Genomic DNA, 18,666 nt, shown 5'->3' on the forward strand with positions numbered 1-18,666 from the left:
GAGAGTTTGCTGATGACACGCTGGCATCTTTTTCCCGTCCTTTCCTTACTATGCCTGAGTCCTTTTGCACAGGCCGAGTCAACCGGCGAGAAAGTGCTGCAGTTGCAACAGCAGATGGCGGTCATGCAGGGCGAACTGGGCAGCCTGGTGGCGGTTCAGCAGGCCAGCAAGGGCAGTCAGAGTGCGCTGGCTGACCTCCTCGTCCGGACCCAACGTCTGGAACAGGAAGTCCGCGATCTGCGCGGCGAACTGGACACCAAAACCCATGCCCTGCAGACTCAGCAGCAGGCATTGACTGCACAACTGGCGAATCTGACTTCTGCTACAGCCAGTACCAGCAGCACGGCTATTACCGCCAGTAGCGCCGCGCTTATCAATTCCGCTGCGGTCATCGCCAGCGCCGCAAGTAACACTTCGGCGCCCACGATCCAGGGCTTGGGGCAGTCTGATTACCAGCGGGCTTTCGATCTGCTGCGCCAAGGCCGATACGGCTCCGCCGTAACCGGTCTGCAGGGCTTCATCCAGAGGCATCCGCAAAGCAGTCTGGTTCCCGATGCGTATTACTGGTTGGGGCAGGCGCAATATGTGCTGGGCCAGAATGACGCGGCGCTGAAAAGTCTTGATACCGTGCAGACCCGCTTCTCCCAAAGCAGCAAGGCGCCGGAAGCCATGTTGCGCATGGCGGAAATCTATCAGGCCATCGGTCAGCCCGGCAAAGCCCGCGTCGTCCTCGACAAGATCATCAAGCAATACCCGAGCACGCCATCGGCACAGAAGGCTGAGGCGCAGTTGCAGGCATTACCCGCCAAAAAGTGATGGAGGGGCGGCTCCGCATCACGGAAATTTTCCACAGCCTGCAAGGGGAAACCCGCAGTGTCGGGCGCCCCGCGACTTTTGTGCGTCTCACGGGCTGCCCCTTGCGTTGCCATTACTGCGATACGGCCTACGCGTTTCATGGCGGTGAATGGCAGCAAATTGCCGGGATTCTGGAAGCCGTTCGCGCTGGTGGCAATCGCTTGGTGGTGGTGACGGGTGGTGAACCGCTGGCACAGGCCGATGTGCTGCCGCTGCTGACGCAGCTTTGCGATGCGGGCTATGAAGTCTTTCTGGAAACCAGCGGCGCTCTTTCCGTGGCCGGGGTGGACAGCCGGGTGGTGAAGGTGCTCGATCTCAAAAGTCCTGACTCCGGGGAGTGCGAATGCAATCTCTGGGAAAATCTGCCCTTGCTTAACCCGCAGGACCAGATTAAATTCGTGCTTTGCAGTCGCGCCGATTATGACTGGGCCAAGGATGTACTCGTGCGGGAAGCGCTGGCGGAGCGCTGTGAAATACTCTTTTCTCCCAGCCATGGTGCGCTTGCCTTGCGTGATCTCGCCGAATGGATACTCGCTGACCATCTGCCGGTACGTTTGCAGATTCAGTTGCACAAACTGATCTGGGGCGACCTGCCCGGACATTGACCATGCCAACGCCTGCCATACCTGCCATCGTACTCCTCTCCGGCGGACTGGATTCCGCCACCGTGCTGGCGCTCATGCGCCGGGATGGCTTTGCGGTCCACGCCATCTCTTTTGATTATGGGCAACGCCATAAGGAAGAATTGCATTACGCGGCATTGCTGGCACAGGCCATGGGCGCCGCCAGCCATCGGGTGGTCAATATTGATCTGGCGGCCTTTGGTGGTTCCGCACTCACCGACCCGGAAATCAGCGTCCCCGAGACCGGACTGACGCCGGGCATACCCATCACTTACGTACCGGCGCGCAACACCGTCTTTCTGGCGCTGGCGCTGGCGCTGGCAGAAGTGCTGCGCGCCAGAGATATTTTTCTGGGCGTGAACAGTCAGGATTACAGCGGTTATCCGGACTGTCGCCCCGAATTCGTACAGGCTTTTGAGGCACTGGCGCAGGTGGCCACCCGTCTCGGGGATGAAGCCCGCGGACCGCGTATTCATGCGCCCCTGCAGTTTCTCAACAAGAGCGAGATTATTCGTCTCGGCAGCAGTTTGGGGGTTGATTACGGCATGACCCGCTCCTGCTACCAGCTCGATGCCGAAGGCCGGTCCTGTGGCCGCTGTGACAGTTGCCGTCTGCGTCGGGACGGCTTCCAAAAGGCGGGGATTGCCGATCCCACGCCTTATCAGGATGTCTGAGCGCCGCGCCGGTTAATGGGACCAGGCCGGCTGGCTATCCTCCCCCGCATTACTGTGCAGTATGGCCATGGTCTTGCCGTCCAGACTGACCTCCGCCAGCACTTTTTGCCCGCCGCGGTGGGTGCCGTAGAGGATCATCTGGCCATTACCGGCGAAACTCGGATGATCGCAATTGCCTTGGGCATCCAGCACGCGCACGCCGCTGCCATCCGGGTTCATCACGGCGAGGGCATAGACGCCATCGGTGCGGTGAATGAAGGCGATCGCGTTACCCGCGGGCGAATAGACCGGATCGGCATTGTAGTTGCCGTCGTAGCTCAGACGATGCACGCCGCCGCCGCTCGCATTCATCCCATAGATCTGCGGACTACCGGCGCGGTCGGAGACAAATATGATCTGACTGCCGTCCGGTGACCAGGTCGGGGAAGTATTGATAGCGTCATCGTTGGTGAGCCTGCGGCGCTGTCCGGTGCGTAAATTCGCTACGTAGAGTTCCGTATGGCCGCCGGAGGAGCGGGCATATGCCAATTCTTCGCCGTTGGGCGAAAAAGCCGGAGCACTGACAATCTCGCCGCCGGGGGCGATGGACTGGCGCCGTCCGGTAGCCAGATCCTGCACATAAATCACGGCCCGGGCATTGGCGTAGGTCGTATAGGCCAGACGGTGATTATCCGGCGACCAGACCGGCGAAAACACCGGCATAATACCGCGCACGATGGGGTGTGGATTCCAGCCATCGGATTCAGCCACCAGCAGTTCGTAGTTTGCGCCGGTCTGCCGGACATAGGCGATCCGGCTGGCGAAGGGGCCGGGTTTGCCGGTAAACGCCTGGTAGATGACATCCGCGACGTGGTGCGCGGTCATGTGCAATTCGGCGGCGGAGCAGGTGAAACGTTTGGCGATGAGTTCCTGCCCCGTGCTGACGTTGTAGACATAGACGTTGACCACATAGCCGCCGTTCAGCGGTTCCACAGAGCCCACGGCAAGGCCGGTGGCGCCCACCGTTGTCCAGTCGGCCGCCTGCACGCCGCTGGGCGCGCGCGGATCACCGGGGTAGCCCGTCGGGTCAATGACCCGGAACAAACCACTGTGGCTCAGGTCATTACGGACCACATCGGCGACGGATGGCTGTCCGGCTATGCCCGGACCAAAGGAAGGAATGGCGATAGGCAGAGCCGAGGCAACACTCTTGGTGATTTGCACCGTGAGCGCCGCCTGGGCGGGAAGGGCAACGGTCCATGTTATAAGCGATAGCAGCCAAATAAATATTAACTTTTTAGCCATTACTGAGCTCCTTAGCGCTGAAGACGATATTCACAACTTTAAATTCCGAGTAAGACAACCCAATGGGTGGTGGGAACGGTGCTGCCGCTTCAATCGCAGCAATCACTGCTGAATCAAATTGTGCATTTCCACTGGACCGGGTAATTGCCGGGTCGCCTTCCAGCTGACCTTGCGGTGAAAGCTCAATTCTTACCTGACAATGAAGGTTGGGCGCAAAAACGGGCTGCCAATGTCGCTTGACACGCTCCCCAATTTGGTTGCCGAAAAGAGCGGACAATCGCTGATTTTCTGCTGCTTGCTTGGCTAGCGCCGCCGCCATGTTGGCCTCGGCCTGCAGCTTGGCCCGGGCTTCCATCTGCTGTTGCAGTGCCTTGGCCCGCGCGGCTTCTGCAGCCTTGGCCTGCTGCTTGGCGAGTTGCTGCTTCAGCGCCGCAGCGCGCTGGGCAATGGCCGCTTTTTGCGCCGCCTGCTTTTCGGCGGTGGCCTTTTCTGCGGCCGCTTTCTGCGCCGCGGCTTTTTGTGTGGCTGCCTTTTGAGCGGCTGCCTTGTCGGCTGCCCGTTGCGCGGCTTTCTCATGCGCAGCGCGTGCCGCCAACTCCTCAGCCCGCCTTTCGGCGGCCTGTTTTTCGGCGGTGATCTGCGCGGCTTTCTGCTCTGCCATTTTCTCTTGTGCCGCCTTTTCGGCGGCAATCCGGGCGGCGCTGGGTGGGGGCGGTGTCGCCGGCTTTGGTACTGGTACAGGCTTCGGAGTGGGTGCGGGTACCGGTTTCGGCGCAGGCTTGGGCGCAGGGACTGGCTTGGCTAGCGGAACTGGCTGCTGTGGTGTAGGTGCCGCAACCGGTGGCATGCCGCTACTCAGTTGTGCCTGCATCGGGGTGTCTCCGGCGCTCGGCACCTCCATATGAAAACTCCAGAACAAGGCCACCAGTATCGCGCTATTGAGCGCGATGGCCAGTGCCAGCGGCCAGAACGATTTGCGTTCTTTCAATGGCCCTCCTGGCGGGTCAGCAGGCCGACATGGGAAATGCCCGCCTCCTGCAAACGCGCCATGACCGCCATGACCTTGCCGTAATCCACATGCGCATCACCGCCCACCAGCACTTGCACCTGATCATGGCTGGCGGCAGCAATATGCCGCACCATCGTCGCGAGGTCATCGAGGGCAACGGCGCGGTGACTCTGCTTGTACTGCACCGAGATACCACCCTGCCTGGTCACCGAAATCAGTACCGGCGGTGTCTTATCCGATACCGGTTTGGTCACCCCCTTGGGCAGGTTGACATTCACCCCCTGAGTCAGCAGCGGCGCCGAGAGCATGAATATCACCAGCAGCACGAGGGTCACGTCGATGTAGGGGACGACGTTCATCTCCGCCATAAGACGCCGTCGTTTCATGGCTGCGTCTCAGGCACCTGCCGATGCAGGATGTTGGTGAATTCGTCCATGAAAACCTCGTACTGCGCATCCAGCTTGTCCAGTTGATGAACATAGCGGTTGTAAGCCGCGGTTGCCGGGATGGCGGCGAACAGACCTGCCGCCGTAGCGATAAGGGCCTCTGCGACGGGGGGCGCCACCGTCGCCAGAGTGGCCTGCCCGGCAACGCCAATGGCCATGAAAGCCGTCATGATGCCCCAGACGGTGCCGAGGAGGCCGATAAAGGGGCTGACGGAGGATACGGAGGCGAGGAAGGCCAGATTGTTTTCCAGGCGTCCCACTTCGCGCATCTGGGCAACCCGCATGGCGCGCCGCGCGGCATCCAGGGCATCACTGGGACGGATTTTATTGCGCTGGCGCTGGAATTCTTCATAACCGGCACAGAAAATGCTGCCCGCGCCCGTCTCCAGGTTGCTGTTTCCGGAAACATGCTGATAGATCTGGCTCATCTCCCCACCGCTCCAGAAACGCTTCTCGAAGCGTGCCAGGGCCTTGTGAGCGCTGCTAAAGACGGCAAACTTCTGGAAGATGATCGTCCAGGAAGCAACGGACGCGATGAGCAATATGACGAGAATAACCTGTACGACGCCGCTGGCGTGCATCACCAGATGGGTCATGGAGAGGGATTGGGTGGTATCGGCGATGGTATGGGGATCCATAAAATCTCACGGCTGAACAGAAAGAGGAATGGCCTGCAATAATGCCGCAGGAATAACGTGGGGACGAAAACCGGCGGCATCGAGGCAGACCACTTCCACCTCTCCGCTACAGAGTATCCTGTCCCCAACCGAAACGACTTGATGAAAACCCATGCGCACGGGGCTTTTGTTCACGACGCTGGTTTCCACCCGGAGCAGGTCATTGAAACGGGCCGGAGCGCGGAAGTCCAGGCGGGCGCGACGCACCGCAAAAATGATTCCTGCATCCTGCTCCAGTACATCCAGTTCATAACCCCGTTCGCGCAGCATTTCGGTGCGGGCGCGCTCCATGAAGCGTAAGTAGTTGGCATGGTACACCACCCCGCCATGATCCGTATCTTCATAATAAACGCGAACGTGGAAAGTGCTGACGGGATCGTTAGCCAGCATTGAAAAATCCCCCGGGTTCCTTGGGGGCCGTCAGGCCGAGGGCGAGATAGCTGAGTTCCGTCGCGCAGCGTCCGCGCGGGGTGCGAATCAGATAACCGCGCTGAATCAGAAAGGGTTCCAGCACATCTTCGATGGTGCCGCGCTCCTCGCCAATGGCTGCCGCCAGACTCTCCACCCCTACCGGCCCGCCCGCAAAGCGCGCGATAACGGCCTGGAGCAACTTGCGATCCTGACCATCAAAACCGTGCTGGTCCACCTCCATGAGGGTCAGGGCGGCCTGCGCCGTCGCCATGTCAATTTCGCCATTACCGCGTACCTGGGCATAATCTCGCACCCGGCGTAGCAGGCGGTTGGCGATGCGCGGCGTGCCGCGCGCACGCCGGGCGATCTCCTGCGCACCCTCCAGGGCTTGCGGCGTGCCAAGAATCTGGGCGGAACGGGTGACGATCTGCGTCAATTCGGCGTCACTGTAGAATTCCAGATGAAAACTGATGCCGAAGCGATCTCTTAACGGCGAGGTCAGCAGCCCGGCACGGGTGGTGGCACCAATCAGGGTGAAGGGTGGCAGGCTGATTTTGATGGAGCGCGCCGCGGGTCCTTCGCCGATGAGAATGTCGAGTTCGTAGTCTTCCAGCGCCGGGTAGAGGATTTCTTCCACCACCGGACTGAGGCGGTGAATCTCGTCGACAAAGAGCACGTCGTGGGGCTGGAGGTTGGTGAGGATGGCGGCCAGATCACCCGGCTTGTCGAGCACCGGGCCAGAAGTGACCTTGAGGCCCGCACCCATCTCCTGAGCGATGATATGGGCCAGGGTGGTTTTGCCGAGGCCGGGTGGCCCGAAGAGCAGCACATGATCCAGTGCTTCGCTGCGACCTTTCGCCGCATCAATATACAGACCCAGAGATTCACGCAGTTTGGCTTGTCCGAGGTACTCCGCCAGCCGCCGCGGACGCAGGGCGTGATCCACCGCATCATTGTGGGCTTCCTGGGGGTCGAGAGGGCCTCTATCCATCATTCTGATCTGACCATTGGCGCGCTGGTGGGTTCCAAAAAATCAATGACGTGACAAATTTTGCAGCGACTGACGGATAAGGTCTTCCAAACCCAGACCTTCCGCCAGACCGGCTATGGCCTGGCTCGCCTGCGCAGGCTTATAACCTAAAGTCAGCAGTGCGGCAATGGCTTCCTGACGGGGGTCGCCGCTAGCGGTGCTGCCGACAGGTCCCGGCGCGATGCCCCCCATCTTGTCACGCAGTTCCACCACCAGCCGTTCGGCGGTTTTCTGGCCGATGCCGGGGATAGCGGTGAGTTGCGCAGTGTTACCTTCGGCCACGGCCTGACTGAGCCGCTCCGCAGACAGACCGGAAAGGCAGGCCAGCGCCACCTTGCCACCGATGCCGTTGACCCGGATCAGCAGGCGAAACGTATCGCGCTCCGCTACCGTCATGAAGCCATAGAGTAAATGGGCATCTTCGCGAATGGTGAGGTGGGTATGCACGGTCAGCGCTGCACCTTCGGCGGGCATCTGATAAAAGCCAGACAGGGGCATCTCCAGTTCATAGCCAACGCCCTGCACATTGAGCCAGAGCCAGGGCGGACGCCGCTGCAAGATAGTGCCGGTAAGCGAGGTGATCATGACGGGTGGTCCCTTCGGTCGTGACGCGGTTCAGCGGCTGGCAGCCAGCTGCCAGCGTTGCTGGGTGCTGGCATGATGGGCATGACAAATGGCGCAGGCCAGGGCATCGGCAGCATCGGCCTGCGGGTTTTCGCTCAGTTTGAGGAGCCAGCGGACCATGCTCTGTACCTGTTCCTTGGCCGCATGGCCACCACCGACGGCGGCTTTTTTGATCTGCAGTGCCGTGTATTCATGTACGGGCAACCCGGCTTCGAGCAAAGCGACCAGCGCCGCCCCGCGCGCCTGCCCCAGCTTGAGAGCAGAGTCGGCATTGCGCGCCATGAACACCTGCTCAATGGCCGCCACGTTCGGCTGAGTGTCGCCAATAACCTGTTTCAATTCGTGATAGATGGCGCCAATGCGTTCCAGAAAGGGCTGCCCGGACACATTCAGGCAACCATGGGCGATATGCCGGAGCTGGCCAGACGCGTCAGACTCAATAATGCCGTAGCCGGTGCGCAAAGAACCGGGATCAATACCGATTATCCGCACTGCGGCTTTGGGCAGGGGTGCCGGCGACGTTCCGGCATTCAGCATGGCCGCAGACTCCGCCAAAAGCGCCATCGCGGGTTCAGGATGCCGCTTCCAGACGGGCCATTTCCTCGTCGCTGATCTCGTAGTTGGCATAGACGTTCTGCACGTCATCATTTTCTTCGAGGAAATCGATGAGCCGCAGCAATTTCTCCGCCTCCTCACCGCTGACCTCGATCGTATTCTCCGGAATCATCGTCATTTCACTTTCTTCCGGCTTGAGCCCTGCCGCTTCCAGGGCCAGAACCACGCTGTGAAGATCCGATGGGGCCGTATAAACGGCGATCCGCTCGCCTTCATTGACCACATCTTCAGCACCTGCTTCCAGGGCCGCTTCCAGAATCCGGTCCTCATCAGCATCTGCCGGGAAAATAATCAGGCCAAGCTTTTTAAACTGGTAAGCCACCGAGCCTGCCGTACCCATATTGCCGCCGCGCTTGGAAAAGATGTGGCGCACTTCAGCGACGGTACGCACCTTATTGTCGGTCATGGTCTCGATCAGGATAGCGACACCGCCGGGGCCATAGCCCTCGTAGGTTACTTCCTCGTAATCCACACCTTCCAGCTCACCGGTGCCACGTTTGACCGCCCGCTCGATGGTGTCTTTGGTCATATTGGCCCCGTAGGCCTTGTCCAGGGCAAGACGCAAGCGGGAATTGCTGGCTGGATCACCGCCGCCCGCCCGCGCCGCCACCGTGATTTCGCGGATGAGGCGGGTGAAAATCTTGCCGCGCTTGGCGTCCTTCAGCGCCTTCTTGAATTTGATGGTGGACCACTTGCTATGCCCGGACATAACGTACTCCCTGTTCTATCACTGGATTATTCTGCCAAAATATCGCCCATGGTACCGCAAAGGCGGGGATGCCGTCATGCGAGGGTGGTGATGGCGCTCATGGTGGCGCCAAGCACTTCGGCGGCATCGGCATCACGATGAAAATGCAGGGGCACGCCATAACGCAGCAGGGGCCGCTGCCGGCGCAGCCAGGTGGCGAGGTCAGAGCGGCCTTGCCGTGCGCCACTGATATGGGCGGGCACCACCGGAGCAGCACTTTCCCGCACCAGCCAAGCCAGGCCTTTCTGGGTCTGACCGCGGTTGATCCCGCCTTCGGGAAATATGCCCAGCACGCGTCCGTCTTCCAATAACCGGCGCGCCTGCAGGAGGGCACCCACGTCACGGCGGTCGCGACGTACGGGGATGCTGTAAGTCTGCTCCAGCAGGCGGCGTGTCCAGGCGTTGTCGTAATATTCCCGCGCGACCAGAAAGGAAATCATCCGGCAGTTGCTGGCTACCAGGAACAAAGGGTCGAGCACGGAGACGTGGTTGCAGGCAAGGATGGCCGGCCCGGTTGCGGGAATGCTGCTGGACTCCCAGTGACCTCCTTGATAAAAGCGGGTGTAGCCGTAAAGCAGGGCATGCAGGCTGCGTTGGGTAAAGGACCATTCCGTTGCCTGATCGGCCGTCGTAGACGATAGCCCCATGGTGTCCGTCAGGAAACGGCGAGCATGCGTTTGAGTGCCAGGCGGGCCTGGGCGGCGGTCTCGGGGTCTACCTGAATCCGGTTGACGACCTGACCGGCAAGGAGACTTTCCAGCGAGCGTGCCAGTTGCTCCGGATCAATGCGGAACATGGTGGAACACATGCAGACCATAGGCGACATGAACTCCACCGTCTTGCCCTCCGCGCGCACCTCCTCGGCGAGGCGGGTGACCAGATTGATTTCAGTGCCCACCAGCCATTCACTGCCGGGTGGCGAAGCCTTGACCGTGCGCAGGATGAAGTCCGTGGAGCCGACGGCGTCGGAGCGCTGACAGACTTCAAAAGACGCTTCCGGATGGGCGATCACCTGTCCCTGCGGGTGCTCGTGCCGCCAGCGTTCGATATGGGCCGGCTGAAACATCTGGTGGACGGCGCAGTGCCCTTTCCAGAGCAGAATTTTGGCACGGCGGATTTCCTCGGGCGTGAGGCCACCGAGGGGTTGGCTGGGGTCCCAGACCGGCATGTCGCGCAGCGGAATACCCAGTTGATGCCCGGTCCAGCGTCCCAGATGCTGATCGGGGAAGAACAGGGCCTTGGGACGTTGCTGGAAAGACCAGTCGAGCACTTTGCGGGCATTGGAGGAGGTGCAGACCGTGCCGCCGTGGACGCCGCAAAAGGCCTTGAGCGCAGCCGAAGAGTTCACGTAGGTGACGGGGGTGACCTCCCGCTCCACATCGATCACCGTCGCCAGCTCTTCCCAGGCACGCTGCACCTGGGGCATATCGGCCATATCGGCCATGGCACAACCGGCATTGAGGTCGGGCAGGATGCTCGCCTGTTCCGGACGGCTGAGAATGTCGGCCACTTCCGCCATGAAGTGAACGCCGCAGAAGACGATGAACTCGGCCTCCTGCTCGGCGGCCGCACGGGAGAGCTGCAGGGAGTCGCCATGAAAGTCGGCATGACGGTAGACTTCCTCGCGCTGATAATGGTGGCCGAGGATGACCGCGCGTTTGCCCAGCGCTGCCTTGGCCCGCCGAATCCGCGCATCGAGTTCCAACCCATCGCTACGCCGGAGTCCCTGAATCATCACCGTTTCCACACCCATAACCGACCCTCTCAGGCGCTATCGCGCGTGTAAAATATCCGATTACGTTACGAAGCCGCCTGCTGCCCGTCAAGCGGTGCCCTTTTCAGGGATTTTGTACGTCGGCGCCGATTCCGGGACGCAGGCGGATGCCCAACTCCTGAAGCTGCTTGTCGGCCACAGTGCCAGGGGCTTCGGTGAGCAGGCAACCGGCCTTTTGCGTCTTGGGGAAGGCGATCACATCACGGATCGTCTCGGCACCACAGAGGAGCATGACCAGCCGGTCCAGTCCGAAAGCCAGACCCCCATGGGGTGGCGCGCCATAATGCAGGGCGTCGAGGAGGAAACCGAATTTATCCCGCGCCTCTTCCGCAGCAATGCCGAGGGCGGCAAAAACCTTTTCCTGCATCGTCTCCTGATGGATGCGGATACTGCCGCCGCCCACCTCATTGCCGTTGAGCACCAGATCGTAAGCCCGTGCCAGGGCGTTACCGGGATCTTGACTGAGGGTTTCCAGGTGTTCCGTCTGCGGCGCGGTAAAGGGATGGTGCGTGGACGTCCAGCGGTCTTCCTTGTCGTCATAGTCGAACATCGGGAAGTCGGTGATCCAGACCGGGCACCATTCGCCTGTCAGCAAACCCAGATCAGTGGCCAGACGGTTACGCAAATTACCGAGGGCTTCGTTGACGATTTTGGCCGTATCGGCGCCGAAAAAGAGGATGTCGCCCGCTGCCGCGCCGCAGCGCCGGAGGATTTCCCGCAAGACATTTTCCGGCAGGAACTTGACGATGGGGGATTGCAGACCTTCGTTACCCTGATCCAGGGCATTTACCTTGATCCAGGCCAGGCCCTTGGCCCCGTAGATGGCGGCGAACTGGGTGTAGACATCAATCTGCGCCCGGCTGAGCTGGGCACCGCCCGGAATACGCAGGCAGGCCACCCGCCCGCGCGGGCGCGCGGCGGCTTCGCGAAAGACCTTGAAGTCCACCTCGCCCATGAGATCGGTGAGTTCGGTGAGTTCCAGCGGATTGCGCAGGTCGGGGCGGTCCACACCGAAACGGTGCATGGAGTCTGTGTAGGTCATGCGCGGGAAGGGGTCGGGGAGCTGCACCCCCAGCACCTCGGCGAAAAGCCCGCGAATCATGGGCTCGGCAATCCCCATAACGGCCTCTTCATCGACAAAGGAGGCCTCGATATCAATCTGGGTGAACTCCGGCTGACGATCGGCGCGCAAGTCTTCGTCACGAAAACATTTGGTGATCTGGTAGTAACGGTCCAGCCCGGCCACCATCAGGAGCTGTTTGAAGAGTTGCGGACTCTGGGGCAGCGCGAAAAAATGTCCCGGCTGGGTGCGCGAGGGCACCAGATAGTCACGGGCGCCTTCGGGGGTGGAGCGGGTAAGGACGGGTGTTTCCACATCGATAAAGCCAGCGGCATCCAGGTAGCTGCGCACAAAACGGGTCACCTGGTGGCGCAGTCGCAAGCGATTCAGCATTTCCGGGCGGCGCAGATCCAGATAGCGGTATTTGAGCCGCAGATTCTCGGCGATGTCTTCCTCATCCAGCGGGAAAGGGACCGGCTCGGATCGGTTGAGAATGCTGATGCGCGCTGCGGCCAGTTCCACTTTGCCACTGGGCATGTGGGGATTCTCGGTGCCCGCGGGACGGGCGCGCAGCACACCTTCCACCTGCAACACGAATTCACTGCGGCACTCATTGGCGGCCGCGAAGGCGTCCACCTGGTCCGGATCGGCGACGACCTGGACCAAGCCTTCGCGATCCCGCAGATCAATAAAAATGACGCCGCCGTGATCGCGCCGCCGTTGCGCCCAGCCGCAGAGGGTGACGGTTTGGCCAATCAAGCTTTCGTGAATGCCGTTACAATAGTGTGTCCGCATGCTACATCCCGTATGAATCAACAAGAAAAGGGCCACCCGACCGGGAGGCCCGCGCACAATCTAGCCTTGCCGCGCGCGCTACGTCAATGACAGGCGCAGCCCCCAGCGGGACAGGACGGCGCAGCGGCGGCTTCCGGTTTGCTCTCACTGGCTTTGTTGCCGCCCCCCTTGAAATCGGTCTGGTACCAGCCAGAACCCTTCAGGGCGAAGCCGCCGGCGCTGAGTTGCCGCTCCAGTCCCGCTTTGCCGCAGTGGGGGCAGTCGGTCAGACGGGGATCACTCATGCGCTGCTCGGCGCTCAGATGGTGCCCGCAGTCCTTGCATACATACTCGTAAGTTGGCATCGTATCGACTCCGTATTGGGTTGTAACTTCAAAGATGCCTATTAAATACGTCTTCACGCCGCAATTTTCAAGGGCCTTACATTGGGACCGACCCGATAAGGGGGGCGCGGATGCCCATCGCTACTGAACTGCACAGCGCATTGCAGACGCTCATCGCACTACTCGCCATTCTTAACCCCATTGGCGCTATTCCGATTTTCATTGCCCTGACCGGCGACGAAGATGCGCAACAGCAGATCGCTACGGCCAAGCTGACATCCCGTGCGGTAGCCGTCGTGCTGCTGACGTCTGCCTTTCTCGGTGAATATATGCTGAAATTCTTCGGGATCAGCATCGCCGCTTTTCAGGTGGCTGGCGGCATGGTGCTGATGATGCTGGCTTTTAACATGTTGCAGGCCAAGTCCAGCCGCTATCGGCATACCCCGGAGGAAGCTGCCGAGGGGATGCAGAAAGAGGCGGTTGCCGTCGTACCCTTGGCGATTCCGTTGCTGGCGGGTCCGGGTACCATGATCACCGTGATTATTGCCCATCACAAAAATGCGTCGTGGCTGGCCAGCGGCCTGCTGATCGTCGATATAGTGCTGATTGCCGGGGTAGCCTATGCGGCGCTGCGCCTGGCGGAGCCCCTGTCACGCCGACTGGGGGTGACCGGCATCAATATTTCTACCCGCATCTTCGGGCTGGTGCTCGCGGCTATTGCCGTGACCTTTATCGCCAATGGCCTGGCGGCCTTATTCCCTGGGTTGGTACACATCGGCACTTCCTGAGCGCGATGCCATCCGGGTGTGGGAATCTCAGGGCGTGACGGCACTGCCTTTGTTGTCGTTCAGTGCCTTGTTTTCCGCAACAATCATGGCGCGGTAATGCCCCAGTATGTGCAGATAGCGCTTGACGCCGGTCACCCAGAGGGTGGTACCCGAAATCAGGGAGATGTAGCCGATGGTGGACCAGATGTCGGGACCAAAAAAACGGATAAAAGTCAGGCCGGCAAGAACCAGGGTCAATGACGTCCGGGTGTACGCCAGAAACGTCCGTTCATTGGCCAATACGGTCCTGTCCAGGGCCAGCCAGTCCCGCAGAATAAATTCGCGCGGGTTAAACTTGTTGTAAGGCATGTTGTTCAAATTCAGTCATCCTTCATTTACACGGTGCACAGGCACCTTCTGGACTTCACCTTTCCGCAGCTCAGCCCACTCCGACCAGTTAAGAATACGGCAAGCAGCTATGCCGGATAAAGTGTCTGCCATTTAATATGGGCTTCATTATATTTAATCGGGACCCCAAAAAAGCCAAAAAAGAATGGCACAGAGTATGCGGCTTAATTCTTGGGAAATGGGTCACACGAATGGCGTATATGCTCCGGCAAATCGGCAGGACACGACCACAATGCCGGTTGGCGGGTATGGCATACTTTACTTTCTCTGCCTTTCTTGCTGGCGCTGCGCCGGCAGTGTCAGCTGTTCGAGAATCGGCCTGCCATTTGCGCTACACTAGGACAACTCCGCCCCTTGGCGGTCTAAACCCACTCTCTGGATGGAAAACACGGCATGGCGCAATACGTTTTTACGATGAATCACCTCAGCAAGATCGTGCCGCCCAAGCGCGCCCTGCTCAAGGATATCTCCCTGTCCTTCTTCCCCGGCGCCAAGATTGGCGTACTCGGCATGAATGGTGCCGGCAAGTCCACCCTGATAAAGATCATGGCGGGTGTCGACAAGGATTTTGAAGGCGAAGCGCTGCCCATGCCCGGTCTCAAAATTGGTTATCTGTCGCAGGAGCCGCAGGTCGATCCGAATAAAACGGTGCGCCAGGTGGTGGAGGAGGGTCTCGGTGAGATCCTCGGCGCGCAACAGGAGCTGGAAGCGGTCTATGCCGCCTACGCCGAGCCTGATGCGGACTTTGACGTTCTCGCCGCCGAGCAGGCACGTCTGGAAGCTATTGTCGCCGCCAGTGATGGCCATCAGGCCGAGCAACAGATGGAAGTGGCCGCCGACGCCCTGCGTCTCGCCCCCTGGGACGCTTTGGTCGGCCCCTTGTCCGGTGGTGAAAAGCGCCGTATTGCGCTCTGCCGCCTGCTCATCAGCCGTCCCGACATGCTCCTCCTCGACGAGCCTACCAACCATCTGGATGCCGAATCCGTAGACTGGCTGGAGCAGTATTTGCAACGCTTCTCCGGTACCGTAGTTGCCGTTACCCATGACCGTTACTTTCTTGATAATGCCGCCGAGTGGATTCTGGAACTGGATCGCGGCCGCGGCTTCCCTTACAAGGGCAATTACTCCGCCTGGCTGGAGCAGAAGGAAAAGCGCCTGGAACAGGAGGCCCGCACCGAGGTCTCGCGCCTCAAAGCCATGCAACACGAGCTGGAATGGGTGCGGCAGAACGCTAAAGGTGGGCAGAGCAAAAGTAAGGCCCGTATGGCCCGCTTTGAAGAATTGAGTTCTTACGAATATCAGACCCGCAATGAAACTCAGGAAATTTTCATCCCGGTGGCGGAGCGTCTCGGCAACGAGGTGATGGAATTTCATGATGTGACCAAGGGCTTCGGCGATAAGTTGCTGTTTGAAAACCTCAGCTTCAAAGTGCCGCCGGGCGCTATTGTCGGCGTTATCGGCCCCAATGGTGCTGGCAAGTCCACGTTTTTCCGCATGATTGTGGGTCAGGAGACGCCGGATAGCGGCGCCGTCACCCTTGGCTCCACGGTCAAACTGGCCTATGTCGATCAGTCCCGTGATGCCCTCGCCGCTGGGAACAATGTCTGGGAAGAGATCTCCGGTGGGCTGGACATTCTCACGGTCGGTAAATTTGAGATCCAATCCCGTGCCTATTGCGGCCGCTTCAACTTCAAAGGCGCCGACCAGCAAAAACTGGTGGGACAGCTGTCGGGCGGTGAGCGTGGCCGCCTGCATCTGGCTAAAACCCTCATCGCTGGCGGCAACGTCCTGCTCCTCGATGAACCCTCCAACGACCTCGATGTGGAAACCCTGCGTGCGCTGGAAGACGCCTTGCTGGAGTTCGCGGGCAGCATCATGGTCATCTCCCATGACCGCTGGTTTCTGGATCGTATCGCGACCCATATCATCGCCTTTGAAGGCGATGCCCATGTGGAGTTCTTTGCGGGCAACTACCATGAATATGAGGCAGACAAAAAACGCCGCTTGGGTGAGGAGGGCGCCAGGCCCCATCGCTTGCGGTATAAGCCGATTGTGCGTTAGGGTTTTTTGCCTCGCTGCCGACGGCCGTCTGCCCCGTATCCTCTGAAGATACGGGCTGCCGGGTCCCGAAAATGCGGCCCGGTGCCTTGACTTTCGTGCAGCATCTCCTTATCTTCTCAGCCCTTAAGAATTATCCGCAGGAAGTGTCTCATGAAGCGTACTTTTCAGCCCAGCGTTGTTCATCGTAAGCGGACCCACGGTTTCCGTGCCCGCATGGCCACCAAATCCGGTCGCCTTGTACTCAAGCGGCGCCGTGCCAAGGGCCGTCAGCGTCTCTGCCCGTAAGTCATGAACCCGGCGCCGGTGCATCCTCATCGTTTTACCCGCGAGGATCGCCTCCGCCAGAAGGCGGCCATCCAGCGCACCCTCAAGCAGGGACGCAAGAAGGTCTTCCCAGAATTGGTGATCTACGCCCTGCGTAATGAACTGCCGCACCCCCGTCTGGGTTTGGCAGTGAGTCGCAAGGTGGGCAATGCCGTGGTCCGCAACCGTATCAAGCGACGCTTGCGCGAAGCCTTTCGGCAGCAGCCAACGCGCACGCAGGGGCGGGATGTGTTGGTTGTAGCGCGCGCGGGTGCCCGGCAACTCAGCATGCGGGCCATGGGTGCCTACTTCCAACAGACGCTGGAGAGGGCATGAGTGTGCGGCACGTGGCCGTCGTTGTCGTGCGCGGCTACCAGTATGTCATCAGCCCTATGTTCGGACCGCGCTGCCGTTTTTACCCGACCTGCTCCGAATATGCCTGTCAGGCCATTGAACGCTATGGCATCGCCAAAGGTTCCTGGCTAGGCATCAAACGCATCAGCCGTTGCCATCCCTGGCACTCCGGTGGTGTCGATCCCGTTCCTTAAACGCCTTGGGGCCTCATGGATAATCAGAAGACCATCCTCGCTGTTGCACTTGCCGTAGTCGTCTTCCTGCTGTTTCAGGCCTGGCAGGAGCAGAATGCGCCGAAACCGGTTACGCCGACTGCCGTCCGCCAAAGTGTCACGACCCCCAGCACGCCAACATCCGCTGGGGCTACCTCAGCGGCGGTAGTGACTGGACCGATGGTTGCGCCGGTCAGCACCGGTCTTCAGTTGGCGACTGGGCCTACGGTGTCTTTCCAGACGCAGGTGTTCACTGGCCAGATCGGCCTGAATGGCGGCGATATTCAACAGCTCGGCCTGCGTCGTTATCCGCAGGCGGTGGATAATCCTGCACCCTATCCCATCCTCGACAGGGCGGCAGCCAAGCTCACTGTGCAGCAGAGCGGCTTCGTCAGCAGCGATGGACAGACTCTGGTTGCCCAGTTTGCCGTTCCTGCCGTTCGGCGGGCCGACGGCCAGCCTATCACCCTCATCGGCAAAGCCGGCCCCCTGAGCGTCGAAAAAACATGGATATTTCAGCCCGACAGCTATGTGGTGGACGAACACATCACCATCACCAATAGCGGGTCCACGGCGTGGAATGGCAGCTATTTTGACCAGATCCTGCGCAATGACCGCGCTGAAAGTCACATGTTTATGTCGATTTTCACCGGCGCGGTGCTCATGCACCAGGGCAACTTCAGCGAAGTGAGTTTCGGAGATATCCACGATCATCCGGAGTTGAAGTCCGGCCCCGGCTGGGCGGGGATGATGGATCACTACTTCCTCACGGCCATTGTGCCTGCCCAACAGGCACAATCCCAGGTTTATACCCGTCCATCGGGTACCAATTATGTCGCCGGAGTGAGCACCCTGCTGCCGACCCTGGCACCGGGCCAGAGCACCACCATCACCCAGCAGCTCTTCCTCGGGCCGAAGCAGCAGCAAACCCTGGTCGCCATGGGTAACGGCCTGGAGCAGACCGTGGACTACGGCTGGTTCGCCATCATCGCCGAGCCCATGCATGTGGTGCTGACCTGGTTCCATGGACTGGTCGGCAACTGGGGTCTGGCGATTATCCTGCTGGTCATCGTGGTCAAGTTCATCTTCTTCTACCCTTCAGCCATCAGTTACCGCTCCATGGCCAATATGCGCAAGTTGCAGCCCAAGCTGGAGAAACTGAAGAAGGAGGTCGGGGATGACCGCCAGAAGCTAGGCGCAGCCATGATGGAGCTGTACCGCAGCGAGAAGGTCAACCCTATGGCGGGCTGTTTGCCCATTGTATTGCAGATGCCTTTTTTCATCGCCCTGTACTGGGTGCTGGTGGAGAGCGTTTCGCTGCGGCAGGCGCCCTTTATCCTCTGGATTCATGATCTGGCCATACCCGATCCTTACTACATCCTGCCCCTGCTCATGGGCGTATCCATGTTCTTCCAGCAGCGCCTCAATCCAGCGCCGGTGGACCCCATGCAGAAGCGCATCATGTCGGCACTGCCGGTGATTTTCGCGGTATTCTTCTCCTTCTTCCCGGCGGGTCTGGTACTGTACTGGCTGACCAACAACGTGGTCTCCATCGGCCAGCAGTACCTGATCACCCGCCATATCATGGCGACCAAGGACTAGGGTGGGGCCTT

At 60.1% G+C, this 18,666-nt stretch carries 23 protein-coding genes; 9 read left to right on the top strand and 14 right to left on the bottom strand.

Annotated elements, in window-relative coordinates:
- Positions 1–12: 12 nt before the first annotated feature.
- The 3 genes from ybgF to queC are packed head-to-tail and all read left to right on the top strand — an operon-like array spanning position 13 to position 2,152.
- Positions 13–816 (top strand): tol-pal system protein YbgF, encoded by an 804-nt coding sequence (gene ybgF, locus H2515_RS00705; RefSeq protein WP_071182745.1) that lies wholly within the window; start codon positions 13–15, stop codon positions 814–816.
- Positions 816–1,460 carry a 7-carboxy-7-deazaguanine synthase QueE gene (queE, locus tag H2515_RS00710; protein WP_071182746.1) on the top strand — a complete coding sequence of 215 codons (645 nt, stop codon included), beginning with the start codon at positions 816–818 and terminating at the stop codon, positions 1,458–1,460. Before ybgF ends, queE begins: the two co-directional genes overlap by 1 nt.
- A 2-nt stretch (positions 1,461–1,462) precedes the next feature.
- The gene (gene queC / locus H2515_RS00715) at positions 1,463–2,152 is read left to right on the top strand and encodes a 7-cyano-7-deazaguanine synthase QueC (protein ID WP_071182747.1); all 690 of its coding nucleotides are present in this window, start codon (positions 1,463–1,465) and stop codon (positions 2,150–2,152) included.
- A gap of 12 nt (positions 2,153–2,164) precedes the next feature.
- Here queC and tolB read toward each other — a convergent pair whose 3' ends face one another.
- The 13 genes from tolB to H2515_RS00780 form a co-directional block, all read right to left on the bottom strand.
- Positions 2,165–3,436: a Tol-Pal system beta propeller repeat protein TolB gene (tolB, locus tag H2515_RS00720; protein WP_071182748.1), complete on the bottom strand. Its 1,272-nt coding sequence runs from the start codon at positions 3,434–3,436 to the stop codon at positions 2,165–2,167.
- Complete coding sequence (gene tolA / locus H2515_RS00725) at positions 3,429–4,424, bottom strand: cell envelope integrity protein TolA (RefSeq protein ID WP_014027648.1); 996 nt, start codon at positions 4,422–4,424, stop codon at positions 3,429–3,431. Before tolA ends, tolB begins: the two co-directional genes overlap by 8 nt.
- Positions 4,421–4,831: a protein TolR gene (gene tolR, locus H2515_RS00730; RefSeq protein ID WP_014027649.1), complete on the bottom strand. Its 411-nt coding sequence runs from the start codon at positions 4,829–4,831 to the stop codon at positions 4,421–4,423. The genes tolA and tolR overlap by 4 nt, the downstream gene beginning before the upstream one ends.
- Complete coding sequence (gene tolQ, locus H2515_RS00735) at positions 4,828–5,529, bottom strand: protein TolQ (RefSeq protein ID WP_035194706.1); 702 nt, start codon at positions 5,527–5,529, stop codon at positions 4,828–4,830. Before tolQ ends, tolR begins: the two co-directional genes overlap by 4 nt.
- A 6-nt stretch (positions 5,530–5,535) precedes the next feature.
- Entirely contained in the window at positions 5,536–5,958 is a 423-nt protein-coding gene (gene ybgC, locus H2515_RS00740) for a tol-pal system-associated acyl-CoA thioesterase (RefSeq protein WP_065414189.1), read from the bottom strand.
- The gene (gene ruvB / locus H2515_RS00745) at positions 5,948–6,973 is read right to left on the bottom strand and encodes a Holliday junction branch migration DNA helicase RuvB (protein WP_172804436.1); all 1,026 of its coding nucleotides are present in this window, start codon (positions 6,971–6,973) and stop codon (positions 5,948–5,950) included. Before ruvB ends, ybgC begins: the two co-directional genes overlap by 11 nt.
- 39 nt (positions 6,974–7,012) lie before the next feature.
- On the bottom strand, positions 7,013–7,594 hold the full coding sequence (gene ruvA / locus H2515_RS00750) for a Holliday junction branch migration protein RuvA (protein ID WP_014027653.1): 582 nt from the start codon (positions 7,592–7,594) through the stop codon (positions 7,013–7,015).
- Between the two features lie 30 nt (positions 7,595–7,624).
- A complete protein-coding gene (gene ruvC / locus H2515_RS00755) occupies positions 7,625–8,260 on the bottom strand; it encodes a crossover junction endodeoxyribonuclease RuvC (protein WP_232821481.1) in 636 nt (211 codons plus the stop codon).
- A complete protein-coding gene (locus tag H2515_RS00760; protein WP_014027655.1) occupies positions 8,205–8,957 on the bottom strand; it encodes a YebC/PmpR family DNA-binding transcriptional regulator in 753 nt (250 codons plus the stop codon). The genes ruvC and H2515_RS00760 overlap by 56 nt, the downstream gene beginning before the upstream one ends.
- 74 nt (positions 8,958–9,031) lie before the next feature.
- The gene (locus H2515_RS00765; protein WP_071182749.1) at positions 9,032–9,643 is read right to left on the bottom strand and encodes a lysophospholipid acyltransferase family protein; all 612 of its coding nucleotides are present in this window, start codon (positions 9,641–9,643) and stop codon (positions 9,032–9,034) included.
- 8 nt (positions 9,644–9,651) lie between these two features.
- The gene (gene nadA, locus H2515_RS00770; protein WP_035194715.1) at positions 9,652–10,749 is read right to left on the bottom strand and encodes a quinolinate synthase NadA; all 1,098 of its coding nucleotides are present in this window, start codon (positions 10,747–10,749) and stop codon (positions 9,652–9,654) included.
- An 85-nt stretch (positions 10,750–10,834) separates the two neighbouring features.
- Entirely contained in the window at positions 10,835–12,625 is a 1,791-nt protein-coding gene (aspS, locus tag H2515_RS00775; protein ID WP_198660668.1) for an aspartate--tRNA ligase, read from the bottom strand.
- An 83-nt stretch (positions 12,626–12,708) separates the two neighbouring features.
- On the bottom strand, positions 12,709–12,969 hold the full coding sequence (locus H2515_RS00780; protein WP_014027659.1) for an FmdB family zinc ribbon protein: 261 nt from the start codon (positions 12,967–12,969) through the stop codon (positions 12,709–12,711).
- A 110-nt stretch (positions 12,970–13,079) separates the two neighbouring features.
- Between H2515_RS00780 and H2515_RS00785 the strand changes: the two genes are divergently transcribed.
- Positions 13,080–13,736, top strand: coding sequence for a MarC family protein (locus tag H2515_RS00785; protein ID WP_014027660.1), 657 nt, complete (start codon positions 13,080–13,082; stop codon positions 13,734–13,736).
- Between the two features lie 27 nt (positions 13,737–13,763).
- Here H2515_RS00785 and H2515_RS00790 read toward each other — a convergent pair whose 3' ends face one another.
- Entirely contained in the window at positions 13,764–14,084 is a 321-nt protein-coding gene (locus H2515_RS00790; RefSeq protein ID WP_232821641.1) for a DUF202 domain-containing protein, read from the bottom strand.
- A 432-nt stretch (positions 14,085–14,516) separates the two neighbouring features.
- On the opposite strand from H2515_RS00790, the gene ettA reads away from it, so the two are divergent.
- The 5 genes from ettA to yidC all read left to right on the top strand — a co-directional run bounded on the left by ettA (position 14,517) and on the right by yidC (position 18,655).
- Positions 14,517–16,184 (top strand): energy-dependent translational throttle protein EttA, encoded by a 1,668-nt coding sequence (gene ettA, locus H2515_RS00795; protein ID WP_014027662.1) that lies wholly within the window; start codon positions 14,517–14,519, stop codon positions 16,182–16,184.
- A 150-nt stretch (positions 16,185–16,334) separates the two neighbouring features.
- On the top strand, positions 16,335–16,469 hold the full coding sequence (gene rpmH, locus H2515_RS00800; RefSeq protein ID WP_009560916.1) for a 50S ribosomal protein L34: 135 nt from the start codon (positions 16,335–16,337) through the stop codon (positions 16,467–16,469).
- 3 nt (positions 16,470–16,472) lie between these two features.
- Positions 16,473–16,823 (top strand): ribonuclease P protein component, encoded by a 351-nt coding sequence (rnpA, locus tag H2515_RS00805; protein ID WP_014027663.1) that lies wholly within the window; start codon positions 16,473–16,475, stop codon positions 16,821–16,823.
- Positions 16,820–17,035, top strand: a complete 216-nt coding sequence (gene yidD / locus H2515_RS00810) for a membrane protein insertion efficiency factor YidD (protein ID WP_014027664.1) — start codon at positions 16,820–16,822, stop codon at positions 17,033–17,035. Before rnpA ends, yidD begins: the two co-directional genes overlap by 4 nt.
- Positions 17,036–17,050: 15 nt before the next feature.
- Positions 17,051–18,655 (top strand): membrane protein insertase YidC, encoded by a 1,605-nt coding sequence (yidC, locus tag H2515_RS00815; protein WP_198660670.1) that lies wholly within the window; start codon positions 17,051–17,053, stop codon positions 18,653–18,655.
- The last annotated feature ends 11 nt before the right edge of the window (positions 18,656–18,666 follow it).

It is taken from the genome of Acidithiobacillus ferrivorans, assembly GCF_016250455.1.
GTDB classification, from domain to species: domain Bacteria; phylum Pseudomonadota; class Gammaproteobacteria; order Acidithiobacillales; family Acidithiobacillaceae; genus Acidithiobacillus; species Acidithiobacillus ferrivorans.

Excerpts from the sequence above, each read along its gene's own strand:
- H2515_RS00765 (WP_071182749.1), bottom strand. The coding sequence starts at position 9,643 with ATGGGGCTATCGTCTACGACGGCCGATCAGGCAACGGAATGGTCCTTT.
- tolB (WP_071182748.1), bottom strand. The coding sequence starts at position 3,436 with ATGGCTAAAAAGTTAATATTTATTTGGCTGCTATCGCTTATAACATGG.
- rnpA (WP_014027663.1), top strand. The coding sequence starts at position 16,473 with ATGAACCCGGCGCCGGTGCATCCTCATCGTTTTACCCGCGAGGATCGC.
- tolQ (WP_035194706.1), bottom strand. The coding sequence starts at position 5,529 with ATGGATCCCCATACCATCGCCGATACCACCCAATCCCTCTCCATGACC.
- ybgC (WP_065414189.1), bottom strand. The coding sequence starts at position 5,958 with ATGCTGGCTAACGATCCCGTCAGCACTTTCCACGTTCGCGTTTATTAT.
- aspS (WP_198660668.1), bottom strand. The coding sequence starts at position 12,625 with ATGCGGACACACTATTGTAACGGCATTCACGAAAGCTTGATTGGCCAA.
- yidC (WP_198660670.1), top strand. The coding sequence starts at position 17,051 with ATGGATAATCAGAAGACCATCCTCGCTGTTGCACTTGCCGTAGTCGTC.
- queE (WP_071182746.1), top strand. The coding sequence starts at position 816 with ATGGAGGGGCGGCTCCGCATCACGGAAATTTTCCACAGCCTGCAAGGG.
- ruvA (WP_014027653.1), bottom strand. The coding sequence starts at position 7,594 with ATGATCACCTCGCTTACCGGCACTATCTTGCAGCGGCGTCCGCCCTGG.
- H2515_RS00790 (WP_232821641.1), bottom strand. The coding sequence starts at position 14,084 with ATGCCTTACAACAAGTTTAACCCGCGCGAATTTATTCTGCGGGACTGG.
- yidD (WP_014027664.1), top strand. The coding sequence starts at position 16,820 with ATGAGTGTGCGGCACGTGGCCGTCGTTGTCGTGCGCGGCTACCAGTAT.
- nadA (WP_035194715.1), bottom strand. The coding sequence starts at position 10,749 with ATGGGTGTGGAAACGGTGATGATTCAGGGACTCCGGCGTAGCGATGGG.
- ruvC (WP_232821481.1), bottom strand. The coding sequence starts at position 8,260 with ATGCCAACTACGAGATCAGCGACGAGGAAATGGCCCGTCTGGAAGCGG.
- queC (WP_071182747.1), top strand. The coding sequence starts at position 1,463 with ATGCCAACGCCTGCCATACCTGCCATCGTACTCCTCTCCGGCGGACTG.
- ybgF (WP_071182745.1), top strand. The coding sequence starts at position 13 with ATGACACGCTGGCATCTTTTTCCCGTCCTTTCCTTACTATGCCTGAGT.
- ettA (WP_014027662.1), top strand. The coding sequence starts at position 14,517 with ATGGCGCAATACGTTTTTACGATGAATCACCTCAGCAAGATCGTGCCG.
- H2515_RS00780 (WP_014027659.1), bottom strand. The coding sequence starts at position 12,969 with ATGCCAACTTACGAGTATGTATGCAAGGACTGCGGGCACCATCTGAGC.
- rpmH (WP_009560916.1), top strand. The coding sequence starts at position 16,335 with ATGAAGCGTACTTTTCAGCCCAGCGTTGTTCATCGTAAGCGGACCCAC.
- H2515_RS00785 (WP_014027660.1), top strand. The coding sequence starts at position 13,080 with ATGCCCATCGCTACTGAACTGCACAGCGCATTGCAGACGCTCATCGCA.
- ruvB (WP_172804436.1), bottom strand. The coding sequence starts at position 6,973 with ATGATGGATAGAGGCCCTCTCGACCCCCAGGAAGCCCACAATGATGCG.
- H2515_RS00760 (WP_014027655.1), bottom strand. The coding sequence starts at position 8,957 with ATGTCCGGGCATAGCAAGTGGTCCACCATCAAATTCAAGAAGGCGCTG.
- tolR (WP_014027649.1), bottom strand. The coding sequence starts at position 4,831 with ATGAAACGACGGCGTCTTATGGCGGAGATGAACGTCGTCCCCTACATC.